Genomic DNA, 13717 nt, shown 5'->3' on the forward strand with positions numbered 1-13717 from the left:
CTACTCTTTTTGGGCCGAGAGTTTCTCGATCTGCCGGTCGGCCTCCTCGACCAGCCGCGCGGCCTGTTTTTCAGCCTCCTCGACCAGTTTGTCGCCTGCCTTTTCGGCGGCCAGCTTGGCCAGCGGGCCTTTCGACGAGGCCCCCTCGACGAGCTTGTCCCGCTGCGTGCGGGCCGCTTCGACGAGCTTGTCGCCCGCATTGCGCGCCTCCGTGCGCAGGCGTTCGGCCTGCTTCTGCACCTCCTCCGAGAGCGAGGCGCTGCCGGTAAGCTCCTGGATCTTCTGATCGATAACGTTCTTCACGGCCTCCTGGGCGGCCTCCTTCACCCCGAGGGTGATCTTGGGCGCGGAGAACGTGCCGCCGATGCCGACGCTGATCGACTGGAGCACCCCGCCCGCAGCGCCCGGCAGGGCCACTTTGGCCGTATAGTCGATCGACTGGTCGAGACCCGTCGAACCCGACAGGTTCAGCTTGATGTCGCCCAGCCTCAGGTCGAACGGCTGCGTGGTGATGCGTCCATCGCGGATCGTGAAGCGGATCGCAACGTCTTTGGCTTCGATGCGGCGCAGCCGGTCGTCGCCCAGCGCCTTGGCCAGCGCATCGAACGCCTCGATATTCTGCACTTGGATATTTTCGGAGCGGATTTCGCCCGAAGCGTCGAGCGCCTGCAGGACGGGCGACATCGAGGCGTCGAGCGGCGTGGTAAGCGAGAGCGAGAGCGAATAGTCGCCGCCCGTCTTGGCGAAGAGCGGCACGAGTTTCTGCACCAGGTCCAGCTCCTCGAAGGTCTTCGAGAAAGAGGCTCCGGCGATGTCGGCCGCGAGTTTGAGTTCGGGACGCGCGGGATCGGCCGCCGTCGAGTAGCTGCCCGACGCCGAGGCACGGCCCCCGAAGAGCTGCATCCTGAGCTTGCGGAGGGCCAATACCCCCTCGTCCACGCCCATTTCGCCCGCAAGGTCCGTCAAGGTCATCTTCTGGAAGAGTATCTTGTGCAGCTCAGTTACCAGCGTGAGGTCGAGGTTGCGCGGCACTTCGAGCGCCTTCGTCGGCGTGGCAGGCTCGGCGGTCTCTTCGGCAGGCGTCTCGGCCGAGGTCGGCAGCGCGTCCATGATCTCGTTCAGATCCAGCAGGTCGGACTTCACGTAGAGCCGTCCGGCGAGGCGGTCGCCCCGCAGCAGGTAGCCCAGATAGCCCGTCAGCTGGCCGTTGGCCGCAAGATCGCTCCGACCGATCGTCGCCCCGAAGTCGCCCAGGGTCATCGTCTCGGGCGTGATCGTGGCCGCGGCGCGGCGGATGTGCACCTCCGGAAGGTCGGGCAGCGTGAGCGCCAGCCCCTCCACGACGAACGTCCCGGCAGCGCCCATCCGATCGTAGCGTTTCTGGTCGACATCGGACATGCGGCCCGAGAGTTTCACGTCGGCCGCGATCTGTCCGCCCAGTTTCGTCCCCTTTTCCAGCGGATAGACCTCTTTGACGGCCCCCAGGTCGACACGGCCGTCGACCGAACCGCGGAACACCGGATCGCTGGCCAGATTGGTGGCGTAGAGTGCCGCCGAGAGCGAGTTCCCGGCCATCTGCAAGGTGAACTTCGAGAGGTCCACTTCGGTCTTGTCCATCACCCCGCCCGGATTGGCCACGCGGGCCGCGATGTTGATGCCCGTCACCGCCTTGGGCAGCGACGAATACTGGAAGCTGCCGTCGCGCACCTCGGTCTTCAGCTCGAAAGCCGGAAGCTCCGCGCCCCGCATCTCGCCGCGCGCCCAGAGGCTCAGCGAAAGCTCGCCCCCGGCGGCCAGGTTGCGGAACTCGCGCGTGTAGAACGCCGGAACGAGCGACAGCACGTCCTTGAACTGCACGCGGTCGCTCCCCGCCTTGATATCCATCTTCACGGCATCGTCGTCCAGCTCGACCCAGCCGTCGAGCTTCACTTCGATGGCGTTCAGGCGCAGGCGGTTGTCGGAGAAGGTGAAGCGCTTCTGCGCCAGGTCGGCGGCGATCACCGCGTCGAACTCCGCCTCGGCGCCGCTCAAGAGGGGCACGCCGCCCGAGACGAGCCGCATGCCGGCGGACGAGAGTTTGAGCGCCAGATCGGTCCTCTCGGCCGACAGGTCGCCCCGCAGGCGCAGCGACGCGGGGGCAGTCGAAAACCGCATCCCCGTCGAGTCGTCCTCATAACGGACCGCGGCGTCCGAAAGGCGGAAGTCGCGCACCGAGAGGCGGAACGAGGAGGGCTCTACGGACGCCTCCTGCTCGGCGGCGACCGTTTCGGAGGGCTTCATCACGTCCCAGTTGACCCGTCCGTCGGGGAGCTTGTGCGCATGCACCGCCGGGGCGGCCAGCACGATCTTGCGGACGATGAGACCGCCGTCGCCGAAGAGCGACAGCAGATCGACCACCACCGAGATCCGCTTCGCGGCGACGATCGTGTCGCCCGCAAAAGGCTCCGCACCCACCAGCGTCAGCCCCTTCAGGTCGACCGACGCGTTGGGGAAGTGACGCAGCAGGCTGATCGACAGCCTGTCGAAATCCAGACGCGCCGTGAGCATCTCGTTGGCTTCCCGCTTGACGATCTGCTCGATCTTGCCGCGGAACAGGGCCGGGACCACCAGCGCCGCGACCAACACGAGCGCAACCACGATGGCCGCGATCTTTACGATTTTTTTCATTCCTTATCTGTTTTGCAGACGAAAACCGAAGTTTCCGCCTCCTTGAATCCGACTTTCCGGTAGAGCGCCCGCGCCGCTTCCCGCCGGGGCGAGGAGGTCAGCATCACCCGCTCCGCGCCGATCTGCACGGCGTGCCCGAGCGCCGCCCGCACCAGCGCCTCGCCCGCCCCGCGGCCGCGCAGCGCCGCATCGACCGCCACGTCCTCGATCCACGCCTTGCGGCCCGACGGAGCGTCGTACCACACCAGGGTCAGCACCCCGGCGATCCGCTCCCCGATCCGCGCGGTAAAGAGCGCGGAGCACGGGCTGAAGACAATCCGCTCCAGCACCTCGGGCGCAGGCGCTCCAAGCCGCGGCGAGAGCTGCGGCATCAGGCGGGCGAACGCCTCCGCAAGCGCTTCGCACACGCGGGTCTCCCTTTGGATGTAAACGGACATGGACGGTAAATTACGCCACAAAGTTACTCTTTTTTGCCCGAACCTGCGGCGATCTGCCGAAAAAAGATTACTTTTGCACCGCATCGGTTCCCGACGCGTCCGCAGGGACGCAGGGGATCAAAAGGGAATGCCGTGCGAATCGGCAACAGTTCCCGCTGCTGTGAGTTACAAATGAGGTTCCGGCATACGTTGGCCACTGTCCGCATCGGGACGGGAAGGCGCCGGGACGGTAACGAGTCAGAAGACCTGCCGCTGCGATCCGAAAAAAACGCAAACACCCTGCGGAGAATGGGGTGGCGACAAGTCGAAAGCGCTCTCCACGAACAACCCCTCGACGTGTTCCGCCCGTTCCGCAATGAGAACGGACGATGAAGCACCGCCTCCTACATACCGCCCTCGGCCTGGCCGCGCTGCTGTGCGGCTCCTGCATGGACTACGGTCCGCTGGAGGAGGAGCCGTTCGCCGTGAGCGGACGGGGGCTGTTCATCACCTGCGAGGGCAACTTCACCTCCGACAACGCCACCCTCTCCTACTACGACCCTGCCGCGCGGCGGGTCGAAAACGAGGTCTTCCTGCGCGCCAACGGCATGAAGCTGGGCGACGTGGCCCAGTCGATGACCGTCCGCGACGGCAAGGGCTACGTGGTGGTCAACAACTCGGGCGTGGTCTACGTCATCGACACCCGCACGTTCCGCGTCACGGGGCTGATCGAGGGGGTCGTCTCGCCCCGCTACCTCCACTTCGTCAACGACACCACGGCCTACCTGACGGACCTCTACGACCCGCATATCGCCGTCATCGACACCCGCAACAACCGCATCCGCCGCCGCATCCCCACCAACGGCCACCGCTCGACCGAGCAGCTGGTCCAGTGGGGCGACGAGGTGTTCGTCAACTGCTGGTCCTACGACCGCAAACTGCTGGTGATCGACACCCGCCGCGACCGCCTCGTCGACTCGATCGAAGTGGGCTGGCAGCCCGTCTCGCTGGCCGTGGACCGGAGGGGCAAACTCTGGACCCTCTCCGAGGGCGACGGGAACGAGTCGCCCGAGCTGCGGCGCATCGACGCCTCGACACGGCGCATCGAGCGCATCTACCCGCTTCCGGCGGGGATGCAGCCGCGGCAGCTGGCCCTCAACGGCACGCGCGACACACTCTACTTCATCGCACGCGACATCTGGCGCATGCGCACCGACGACGAGTCGCTGCCCGCCGCGCCGTTCCTTCCCTACGCCGGGACGCTCTACTACGGCGTGGGGGTAGATCCGCTCACCTCGGAGGTCTACGTGGCCGACGCCATCGACTACGTGCAGCACGCCGCGGTCTACCGTTTCACCCCGCGGGGCGTGCCCGTCGACACGCTGCGCGTGGGCATCACTCCCGGATCATTCTGCTTCACACCCTGAAAACCATGAAAAAATACGCCTTTCTGCTCCTGCCGCTCCTTGCTGCGGCGTGCAACTCCGACGAACAGATCACTACGACGCGCATCGCGGAACCCGTCGCGCGAATCGTGGAGTACACCCCCGCTCCGGGGCAGTTCATCAACGAACGCAACGCCCTGAGCGGCTTTGCGGGCGAGGACACGCCCCAGGCCGCCTGCGCCTACGCCCAGCGCCGCCTGAACGAGGGCGCCTACGTCTCGCTCGGCGGCTGGGGCGGCTATATCGTCGCGGCATTCGCCGCTCCGGTTCCCGCCACGGGCGATTACGAGCTTTACGTGGCGGGCAACCAAATGACGACCTCTTCCGAACCGGGCGTGGTCTATGTGGCGCAGGACACCGACGGCGACGGCTCGCCCGCCGGCGAGACGTGGTACGAACTCAAAGGCAGCGAATTCGCCGCCGCGGACCGCAACTACCGGATCACCTACCGCAGGCCGTCCGCCGACGGCGACCCCGTCGCCTGGACGGCCGTCGACGGCGAGGGCGCGACCTCGGCGGGCGAGATCGGCCGCATCGGCGAGCATACGCAAGCCTACTATCCGGCGTGGGTCGACGCCGCGGAGCTGACCTTCCGGGGGACGCGCCTGCCGAACAACATCGCGGAGGGCGAGGTCGACGATCAGGGACGGCCCGTGACGGCGTGGATCGCGCAGCCGTTCGCCTGGGGTTATGCCGACAACTACTCCTCGATCGACCGGCAGGGGGCGGCCAACCGCTTCCGCATCGAAGACGCCGTGACCGCCGACGGCTCGCCGGCCAACCTCACGCAGATCGACTTCATCCGGGTGCAGACAGGCATCAACGACTGGCGCACCCGCATCGGCGAGCTGTCGACCGAGGTGTGCGCCATCGGCTGTTACCGCACCGTAACGACCGCCGAATAAAGCCATGCGCCGCTGCGTCCTGCTCCTGCTGACCGTCGTCTGCGCCGCCCCTGCCGCGGCCCAGCGCGACAGCGTGTCGCGGACGGTGGAGATCGAGCGCGTGGACATCACGGGCCGCCGCCCGATGAAGGAGATCGGCGTGCAGCGCACGGTGATCGACAGTCTGGTGCTGCGCGAGACGATCACCTCATCGCTGGCCGACGTGCTAGGCAGCGGTTCGACCCTTTTCATCAAATCCTACGGGCGCGCCACGCTCGCCACGGCCTCGTTCCGCGGCACGGCCCCCTCGCACACGCAGGTGACGTGGAACGGCATGAAGGTCAACTCCCCGATGCTCGGGCAGGTCGATTTCTCGCTGATCCCGGCCTACCTGGTCGACGACGCGACGCTCTACCACGGGGCCAGCTCGGTGGGTGTCACCGGGGGCGGTCTGGGCGGTGCGGTGGCGCTGGACACCCGGCCACTGCCGGACAAGGGGCTGGGCCTGCGCTTCGTGCAAGGGGTCGGGTCGTTCACCACTTTCGACGAGTTTCTGCGGCTCGATTACGGCGGCGAGCGCTGGTCCTCCTCCACGCGGGTGCTTTACAGCACCTCGCGCAACGACTTCCGCTTCCACAACTACAACTCCAAGACGCTCGTCACGGACGGCGACGGCAACATCGTCGACCGCTACGTACCGCTCGAACGCAACCGCAACGGCGGCTTCCGCGACCTGCACCTGATGCAGGAGCTTTACCATACGGGCGCCAAAGGGGGACGCATCTCGCTCTCGGCGTGGTATCTCGACTCGCACCGCGGGCTTCCGATGACCTCGGCCGACCACAACGCGGCCAAGCAGAAAAAGGAGGAGCAGGACGAACGGACGCTGCGCGCCGTGGCGGGCTGGGAGCGGCTGCGCGGCGGGCTGAAACTCTCCGCCCGCGGGGGGTATACCTACACTTCGCTGCGCTACCGCCGTCTGCACGACCCCGAGGGCAAGGGCGAGCTGCGCCCGATGACCGACGCGCGCAGCACGCTGCACACCCTCTTCGCCCAGGCCGAAGCGGAGTACGCCGCCGGGGAAAAATGGCTCTTTACGGCGAGCGCCACGGCCTATCAGCACCTGGTTCGCACGGGCGACGTGGACATCAACGCCACGTCGGGCCTGCGCGCCGACACGCTCTACAACGAACAGCGCTTCGAACTGTCGCTCTTCGCCGCCGCGCGGTGGCGCCCCCTGCCGCGGCTGGGCGTGGCCGCCGACCTTAGGTGGGAGCTTTACGGCGACCGGGCCTCGGAGCCAATCCCGGCCCTGTTCGTCGACTACCTGCTCGCCCGGCGCGGCAAGGTGACGCTGAAAGCCTCCGCGGCGCGCAACTTCCGCTACCCTACGCTCAACGACCTCTACTTCCGCCCGGGCGGCAACCGCGACCTGCGCCCCGAAAAGGGGTGGACGGCCGATGCGGGGGCCGAGTTCGCCGTCGAGGGGCCGCGCCGCACGCTGCGCGGATCGGCGACCTTTTTCAACTCGGAGATCGACGACTGGATTCTCTGGATCGGCAGCGCCAAGAGCGGCATTTACACCCCCCTCAATATCAAAAAGGTACACAGCTACGGTGTGGAGCTGAAACTGGCGGCCGACGCCCGCATGGGACGCGACTGGCAGCTGCTCTTCGACGGCAACGCCGCCTGGACGCGCTCGGTCAACCGGGGCGAAAAATTCACCCCAGCCGACGAATCGGTAGGCAGGCAGCTGCCCTATATTCCCGTCTGGTCGGCGGCTTTCACGGCGCGGCTGCGGTGGCGCGCGTGGACGCTCAGCTACAAGTGGTCGTGGTACAGCCAGCGCTTCACCATGTCAGACAACGCCAAAGGGACGCTGGGGGTGGTGAAGCCCTACTACATGAGCGACCTCGCGCTCGAGCGGAGCGTCGCATGCCGCTGGGCAACATTTTCGCTCAAGGGGTGCATCTACAACCTCTTGAACGAGGAGTACGAATCGGTCCTCTCGCGCCCGATGCCGCGGCTCAACTGCGCGTTCTTCCTCGGCATCACACCCCGATTCCGCCGCCGGTGACCCGGCGCGAACGGAGACGGCCGGGTGCGGAAAATCGGCGCAACCGGCACATTTTCGCAAAATAATATTACTTTTGTAGGGTCAACACCCAAAAGACATGCGAAAACTGGTCATTATCCCCACCTACAACGAAAAGGAGAATATTTCCAAAATGATCGACAAGGTCTTCTCGCTCGCGGAGGCGTTCGATCTGCTGGTCATCGACGACGGCTCGCCCGACGGCACGGCCGCCATCGTCCGGCAGCGGCAGCCCGAGTTCGCCGGGCGGCTGCACCTGCTGGAGCGCAGCGGCAAGCTGGGACTGGGGACCGCCTACCTGGCGGGGTTCCGCTGGGGGCTGGACAACGGCTACGACTACATTTGCGAGATGGACTGCGACTTCTCGCACAACCCCGATGATCTGGTCCAGTTGTACGCCGCCGCGACCGAGGGGTACGACGTGGTGGTGGGCTCGCGCTACGTCGAGGGGGTGAACGTGGTCAACTGGCCCATGTCGCGCCTGCTGATGTCCTACTTCGCCTCGATGTATGTGCGCATCGTCACGCGCATGCCCCTGCGCGACGCCACCGCCGGATTCGTCTGCTACTCGCGCCGGGCGCTGGAGACGATCGACCTCGGCGCCGTCAGGATGAAAGGGTACGGATTCCAGATCGAGATGAAATATTCGGCGTGGAAGCTCGGCATGAAGCTGCGCGAGGTGTCGATCGTCTTCACCGAGCGGCGCGAGGGAGCTTCGAAGATGTCGGGCGGCATCTTCGGCGAAGCGTTCTTCGGGGTGCTCAAACTCCCCTTCCGAAAGATCCGTCCGGCCCGCAGAGGCTAAGCGTTGCGATTCCAGAAAAAGACAGCGGCCCGGTTTCGACCGGGCCGCTGTCTTTTAATACGCTCAGAAGTTGAAGAAGTAGTTCATGAAGAAGTTCCAGAAGGTGACCACTCCGATGGCGCAGAGCTTCGAGAAGTAGAAGTTCCACCCCCAGCGTCCGTGCAGCAGGTAGATCGTCAGGTTGTTGATCAGCAGCCCGACGGCGGCGATGCCCAGAAACCGTAGGTACTGCGAGGCGATGTCGGGGCTGTCGTTCTCGAAGGTCCAGATGCGGTTGAGCAGGTAGTTGGTGGTCGAGGCGCAGAGGAAACCCACCGAGTTGGCGATGTACTTGTTCAGCCGCAGCCACTCCTTGCAGAGGTAGGTGATGCCGAAATCGACGAAGACACCCGATCCGCCCACCACGCAGAATTTGATGAACTGCTCGATCATAGTGCGGCGACCTTTACGGGTTGCGGCTTGCCGTTGAACCAGTGGGCATAGCCTTTGCGACGCAGCGTGAAGCCCACGTCGAACGTCTCCCCGGCGAGTTGCTGGTCGACCGTCAGGCGCACCGTGCGCGTCGTCTCACCGTCGGCCGGGATCGTGAAGCGTTCCGGGAGGGGGAACTCCTCGACGCGGAACCGCCCGTGTTTCCAGACCGCGGCCAGTTCGACAACGCCGTCGACCGCAATGTCGTAGGGGTAGGGATTCGTCAGGTGCAGCTCCAATTGCAGCTCCTCGCCCGGGGCCGCTTCCGCAGGCAGCCCTTCGACCGCAATACCGACCTTGCGCAACGGATGGAAGTGCGGATCAATCATAAAGATGAAGCGGTCGCCGTTGGCCATCGGCACGGAGCGCACGGCGAGCGTGGTGTCGGCCAACAGCTCTTCCCAGGTCTGCACCACCACCTCGCGGCCCGCGAAACGATCGTCGTCGTCGCGGAACTGCCACTGGTGCGTGCGGTAGTCGATGTCGGGCTGGCAGAAAGCCTCGCCGCCCGTATAGAAGCCGTATTTGGCCGCCTCAGCGTAGTGGTGGTTGAAGAGCACGGGGCGTCCGGCGGCCACCTCGGCGATCCGCCCGTAGCTGGCGGGGTTGTCGAAGACCTGGAAGCGGATGCCCAGCGGATTGAACGCCATTTCGAGGCGCACGAGCGCCACCAGCACGAGGGTGATGATTCCGGTCCGCATCAGGTAGCGGCGCGTGCGGGGATGGCGGCGGGCGTAGGTGAAGAGCGTATAGAGCAGCCCGAAGACGGCGACGATGACCCACTGGGGCTGCACGTAGCCGCGCAGCGAGGAGAGCAGGAAGAATCCGATGAAGGCCGCGGGCAGCAGCTTCAGCGCCCGCTCCACGGCCGTCTGCGGCTTCACCTTCCGCCAGGCCTGCACGTAGAGCGGAACGAAGAAGGGGTTGAAGACCACCAGCAGGTTCAACACATATTCGAGGATATAGCCCGCCTCGAAATCGGAGTTCCGGCCCGCGAGGTGGTAGGCGAACGACGCCCAGCCGTGGTGGTACTGCCACAAAAGATGGGGCACTAACAGCGCGGCGGCCACCGCCCCGGCGGCATAGAGACCCGGACGCTTCAAAAGCCGCACATTGGCCGCCAGCGCAAAGAGTACCACCAGCGCCCCGTGATACTTGCTGTAAGCCATCAGGGCCATCGCCGCGCCCAGCCAGAGCCACGCACCCCGCCGATGCTCGGAGAACCATTTGAAAGTCAACAGGAAGATCGCCGACGAGAAGAGCAGCGGTCCGTCGGGCACGGCCAGAAAACCGTAGAGCTGCAACATGAGCGTCGCCGCCGAGAGCACGACGAACAGCGAAGCGTCTCCGCGCGAGGTGTCGGCCGGACGGATCAACCGCCACAAAATCCAGAGGTAGAGCGGTTGCAGCAGCGTGAAGCAGAAGCGCACGCCCAGCTCGCCGCCGAAGAAGTGTTCGCCCGCCCAGACCAGGAGGGCCGTGACGGGTGGGTGGTCGAAATAGCCCCAGGCGAGGTGCTGCGCGAAAAGGTGGTAGTAGGCCTCATCGTCAGCCAGCTCCGAAAAGCCCGCCTGTAAGAGGTTGACTGTCCACCACACGCCGAGCCAGACGGCTACGAGCGTGTCGGGACGCCACGAGGCATATATCTTCCGCACGGATACGTTCATCGGGACAAAGGTAGGAAATTTTCTCGGTTCCGGGTGCGGCGCAGGCAAACTTTACGCATCCCCGGTTTCCGCAAAACTGCACGAAATCTCCTCCGCCGGACAAAAACGGCGCGGCGGGCCGGCCGCTCCGGGAAGCGTTCGGGCTGCACTGTTCACAATTTGTTGAAGAAAAAAGCGGGCGAAAGTTGCCGGAGCGGGGAAGTGTCGCTACATTTGTCCCCGAAGCGAGGTTCCCCGCCGGCGGCTGCCGGCACGGGATCAAAAGGGAATCCTGTGCGAATCAGGAACTATCCCCGTAGCTGTAAGCTCCGTCGAGAAGCTGCACACTCTTTTAGCCACTGTCCCCGGGGGACGGGAAGGCGTGCAGCGGGAGCGAGTCAGAAGACCTGCCTTGCCGGACACGACGTACGTCCTCGGGACTTAGGCGGCGCCGGAAACACGCATTTTACACCGTACCTTTTTCGGACAAAGGTTCACCGCACGCGACCGCACCGGGTCGCGGCGGATGGGGCGCAGCCGCCCCGGAACCACGACGGACAGGACCGGATATATTAATACACAAAGATATGGGAATTTCGGAAATCTGCATCGTCAAGCGCGACGGAACGCGCAAACCCTTCTCGGTGGAGAAGATCAAACGGGCCGTGAGCAAGGCCTTTCTCTCGGTGGGCGGCTACGCCACCGACGACGACCTGATGGCCATACTGAGCCGCGTGAGGGTCTCGGACGGCATGTCGGTCGAGGAGATTCAGAACCAGGTCGAGGTGGCGCTCATGGCCGAGCGCTACTTCGCCGTGGCCAAGAGCTACATGCTCTACCGCCAGCGGCACACCGAGGACCGCGAGGACCGCGACAAGCTCGAGTTTTTGATCAACTACTGCGACGCGGCCAACCCCGCCACGGGGTCGAAGTACGACGCCAACGCCAACGTCGAGAACAAGAACATCGCCACGCTCATCGGCGAGCTTCCCAAGCAGAACTTCATCCGCCTCAACCGGCGTCTCTTGACCGACCGCATCAAAGAGATGTACGGCAAAGAGCTTGCGGACAAGTATCTGCACCTGTTGAAAAACCACTTCATCTATAAGAACGACGAGACGTCGATGGCCAACTACTGCGCCTCGATCACCATGTATCCGTGGCTCTTGGGCGGGACGCTCTCCATCGGCGGCAACTCGACGCGGCCGACCAACCTCAAATCGTTCTGCGGCGGCTTCGTCAACATGGTCTTCATCGTCTCGTCGATGCTCTCGGGGGCCTGCGCCACGCCCGAATTCCTGATGTACATGAACTACTTCATCGAACAGGAGTACGGCGCGGATTACTACCTGCACGCAGACGAGGTGGTCGACCTCTCGCGGAAGCGCCGCACGCTGGACAAGATCATCACCGACTGCTTCGAGCAGATCGTCTACTCGATCAACCAGCCCACCGGTGCGCGCAACTTCCAGGCCGTGTTCTGGAACGTGGCCTACTACGACCGCTACTATTTCGAATCGCTCTTCGGCGAGTTCGTCTTCCCCGACGGATCGAAACCCCGCTGGGAATCGCTCTCGTGGCTGCAGAAACGCTTCATGACCTGGTTCAACCGCGAGCGCACCCGCACGGTCCTCACCTTCCCGGTCGAGACAATGGCGCTGCTCACGCGCGACGGCGACGCGATGGACGCCGAGTGGGGCGACTTCACGGCCAAAATGTACGCCGAGGGGCACTCGTTCTTCACCTACATCAGCGACAACGCCGATTCGCTCTCGTCGTGCTGCCGCCTGCGCAACGAAATTCAGGACAACGGCTTCAGCTACACGCTCGGCGCGGGCGGCGTCTCGACCGGATCGAAGAGCGTGCTGACGATCAACCTCAACCGCTGCATCCAGTATGCCGTGAAGAACAACGTCCACTACCTGACGTTCCTCGAGGAGATCGTCGATCTGGTGCACAAGGTGCAGACGGCCTACAACGAGAACCTCAAAGAACTGCAGGCCAATGGGATGCTGCCGCTGTTCGACGCCGGGTACATCAATCTCGCGCGCCAGTACCTCACCGTCGGCGTCAACGGGCTGGTCGAGGCGGCCGAGTTTCTGGGCATGCCGATCGACGACAACCCGCGCTACGCGGCTTTCGTGCAGGAGGTGCTGGGGCTGGTGGAGCGGTACAACAAAAAATACCGTTCGAAGGAGCTGATGTTCAACTGCGAGATGATCCCGGCGGAGAACGTGGGCGTGAAGCACGCCAAGTGGGACCGCGAGGACGGCTACGCCGTGCCGCGCGACTGCTACAACTCCTATTTCTACGTGGTGGAGGACCCCTCGCTGAACGTCATCGACAAGTTCCGCCTGCACGGCCGCCAGTACATCGAGCACCTGACGGGCGGCTCGGCTCTGCACCTCAATCTGGAGGATCATCTCACGCAGGAGCAGTACCGCCACCTGCTGCGCGTGGCGGCGCAGGAGGGGTGCAATTACTTCACGTTCAACATTCCCAACACAGTCTGCAACGCCTGCGGGCACATCGACAAACGCTATCTGAAGGAGTGTCCCGACTGCCACAGCGACAACGTGGACTACCTCACGCGCGTGATCGGCTACATGAAGCGGGTTTCGAACTTCTCGGCGGCACGCCAGCAGGAGGCGGCGCGGCGTCACTATGGACGGATGAAGCCGGCAGAGACGATACGCACCGGGGACGACCGCCCGCAGACAGAGCACACCGGCACGGACCTTACGGGAACAGATCGCTCGGGAATGGACCGCTCGGGAGCAAACCTTGCAGAAGCGGACCGGAAAGCGGTTTAGGCAATGGTCCGCTACTACAATTTCGACATCGTTTTCGCCGAGATTCCGGGCGAGGTGACGCTGGCCATCAACCTCACGGGCTGCCCCAACCGCTGTCCGGGCTGCCACAGCCCACACCTGCAGGCTGACGCCGGGCGCGTGCTCGACGAGCGGGAGCTGGCAGAACTGCTCGGCCGCTACGGCCGTTCGGTCACCTGCGTCTGCCTGATGGGCGGGGACGCCGCACCGCTCGCGGTCGCCGCGCTGGCCGCTTTCGTGCGGCGGTCGCAGCCTGCGCTGCGCGTGGGCTGGTATTCGGGGCGGAGTGCACTGCCGGAGGGATTCCCGCCCGAGACGTTCGATTATATCAAGCTGGGCGGCTGGGTCGAAGCGCTCGGACCGCTCACCGCGCCCACGACCAACCAGCGGCTCTACCGCGTCGACCGGTCGGGGGCGATGGAGGACATCACGGCGCTGTTCCGGCGCAGAGGCTGAC

General features: G+C 64.8%; 10 protein-coding genes and 2 riboswitches. Of the genes, 6 read left to right on the plus strand and 4 right to left on the minus strand.

All coding sequences use genetic code 11. From position 1 onward, the window contains the following. Together ACMO9O_RS01280 and ACMO9O_RS01285 are read right to left on the minus strand one after the other, a co-directional pair. On the minus strand, positions 1–2667 hold the full coding sequence (locus ACMO9O_RS01280) for an AsmA-like C-terminal region-containing protein (RefSeq protein WP_418981816.1): 2667 nt from the start codon (positions 2665–2667) through the stop codon (positions 1–3). Then, positions 2664–3104, minus strand: coding sequence for a GNAT family N-acetyltransferase (locus ACMO9O_RS01285; RefSeq protein WP_418981817.1), 441 nt, complete (start codon positions 3102–3104; stop codon positions 2664–2666). The genes ACMO9O_RS01280 and ACMO9O_RS01285 overlap by 4 nt, the downstream gene beginning before the upstream one ends. Positions 3105–3171: 67 nt before the next feature. Further along, a riboswitch (cobalamin riboswitch) is annotated at positions 3172–3373 on the plus strand. A gap of 99 nt (positions 3374–3472) precedes the next feature. On the opposite strand from ACMO9O_RS01285, the gene ACMO9O_RS01290 reads away from it, so the two are divergent. The 4 genes from ACMO9O_RS01290 (at position 3473) to ACMO9O_RS01305 (ending at position 8312) form a co-directional block, all read left to right on the plus strand. After that, on the plus strand, positions 3473–4510 hold the full coding sequence (locus ACMO9O_RS01290; RefSeq protein ID WP_418981818.1) for a YncE family protein: 1038 nt from the start codon (positions 3473–3475) through the stop codon (positions 4508–4510). A gap of 5 nt (positions 4511–4515) precedes the next feature. Continuing rightward, positions 4516–5433: a hypothetical protein gene (locus ACMO9O_RS01295; protein WP_418981819.1), complete on the plus strand. Its 918-nt coding sequence runs from the start codon at positions 4516–4518 to the stop codon at positions 5431–5433. Between the two features lie 4 nt (positions 5434–5437). Continuing rightward, positions 5438–7489: a TonB-dependent receptor gene (locus ACMO9O_RS01300; RefSeq protein WP_418981820.1), complete on the plus strand. Its 2052-nt coding sequence runs from the start codon at positions 5438–5440 to the stop codon at positions 7487–7489. Between the two features lie 97 nt (positions 7490–7586). Continuing rightward, positions 7587–8312 carry a polyprenol monophosphomannose synthase gene (locus tag ACMO9O_RS01305; protein WP_418981821.1) on the plus strand — a complete coding sequence of 242 codons (726 nt, stop codon included), beginning with the start codon at positions 7587–7589 and terminating at the stop codon, positions 8310–8312. 63 nt (positions 8313–8375) lie between these two features. Here the strand turns inward: ACMO9O_RS01305 and ACMO9O_RS01310 are convergent, their stop codons facing one another. Both ACMO9O_RS01310 and ACMO9O_RS01315 read right to left on the minus strand, forming a co-directional pair. Then, positions 8376–8744, minus strand: a complete 369-nt coding sequence (locus ACMO9O_RS01310; RefSeq protein ID WP_418981822.1) for a GtrA family protein — start codon at positions 8742–8744, stop codon at positions 8376–8378. Continuing rightward, on the minus strand, positions 8741–10450 hold the full coding sequence (locus ACMO9O_RS01315; RefSeq protein WP_418981823.1) for a glycosyltransferase family 39 protein: 1710 nt from the start codon (positions 10448–10450) through the stop codon (positions 8741–8743). Before ACMO9O_RS01315 ends, ACMO9O_RS01310 begins: the two co-directional genes overlap by 4 nt. A 210-nt stretch (positions 10451–10660) precedes the next feature. After that, positions 10661–10859, plus strand: a riboswitch (cobalamin riboswitch). A gap of 157 nt (positions 10860–11016) precedes the next feature. On the opposite strand from ACMO9O_RS01315, the gene nrdD reads away from it, so the two are divergent. Both nrdD and ACMO9O_RS01325 read left to right on the plus strand, forming a co-directional pair. After that, a complete protein-coding gene (gene nrdD / locus ACMO9O_RS01320; RefSeq protein WP_418981824.1) occupies positions 11017–13242 on the plus strand; it encodes an anaerobic ribonucleoside-triphosphate reductase in 2226 nt (741 codons plus the stop codon). 3 nt (positions 13243–13245) lie between these two features. Then, positions 13246–13716, plus strand: a complete 471-nt coding sequence (locus ACMO9O_RS01325; RefSeq protein ID WP_418981825.1) for an anaerobic ribonucleoside-triphosphate reductase activating protein — start codon at positions 13246–13248, stop codon at positions 13714–13716. Position 13717 lies beyond the last annotated feature (1 nt).

The sequence above is a fragment of the Alistipes sp. genome (genome assembly GCF_048465635.1).
GTDB lineage: Bacteria > Bacteroidota > Bacteroidia > Bacteroidales > Rikenellaceae > Alistipes.

Excerpts from the sequence above, each read along its gene's own strand:
- ACMO9O_RS01280 (WP_418981816.1), bottom strand. The coding sequence starts at position 2,667 with ATGAAAAAAATCGTAAAGATCGCGGCCATCGTGGTTGCGCTCGTGTTG.
- ACMO9O_RS01285 (WP_418981817.1), bottom strand. The coding sequence starts at position 3,104 with ATGTCCGTTTACATCCAAAGGGAGACCCGCGTGTGCGAAGCGCTTGCG.
- ACMO9O_RS01290 (WP_418981818.1), top strand. The coding sequence starts at position 3,473 with ATGAAGCACCGCCTCCTACATACCGCCCTCGGCCTGGCCGCGCTGCTG.
- ACMO9O_RS01295 (WP_418981819.1), top strand. The coding sequence starts at position 4,516 with ATGAAAAAATACGCCTTTCTGCTCCTGCCGCTCCTTGCTGCGGCGTGC.
- ACMO9O_RS01300 (WP_418981820.1), top strand. The coding sequence starts at position 5,438 with ATGCGCCGCTGCGTCCTGCTCCTGCTGACCGTCGTCTGCGCCGCCCCT.
- ACMO9O_RS01305 (WP_418981821.1), top strand. The coding sequence starts at position 7,587 with ATGCGAAAACTGGTCATTATCCCCACCTACAACGAAAAGGAGAATATT.
- ACMO9O_RS01310 (WP_418981822.1), bottom strand. The coding sequence starts at position 8,744 with ATGATCGAGCAGTTCATCAAATTCTGCGTGGTGGGCGGATCGGGTGTC.
- ACMO9O_RS01315 (WP_418981823.1), bottom strand. The coding sequence starts at position 10,450 with ATGAACGTATCCGTGCGGAAGATATATGCCTCGTGGCGTCCCGACACG.
- nrdD (WP_418981824.1), top strand. The coding sequence starts at position 11,017 with ATGGGAATTTCGGAAATCTGCATCGTCAAGCGCGACGGAACGCGCAAA.
- ACMO9O_RS01325 (WP_418981825.1), top strand. The coding sequence starts at position 13,246 with ATGGTCCGCTACTACAATTTCGACATCGTTTTCGCCGAGATTCCGGGC.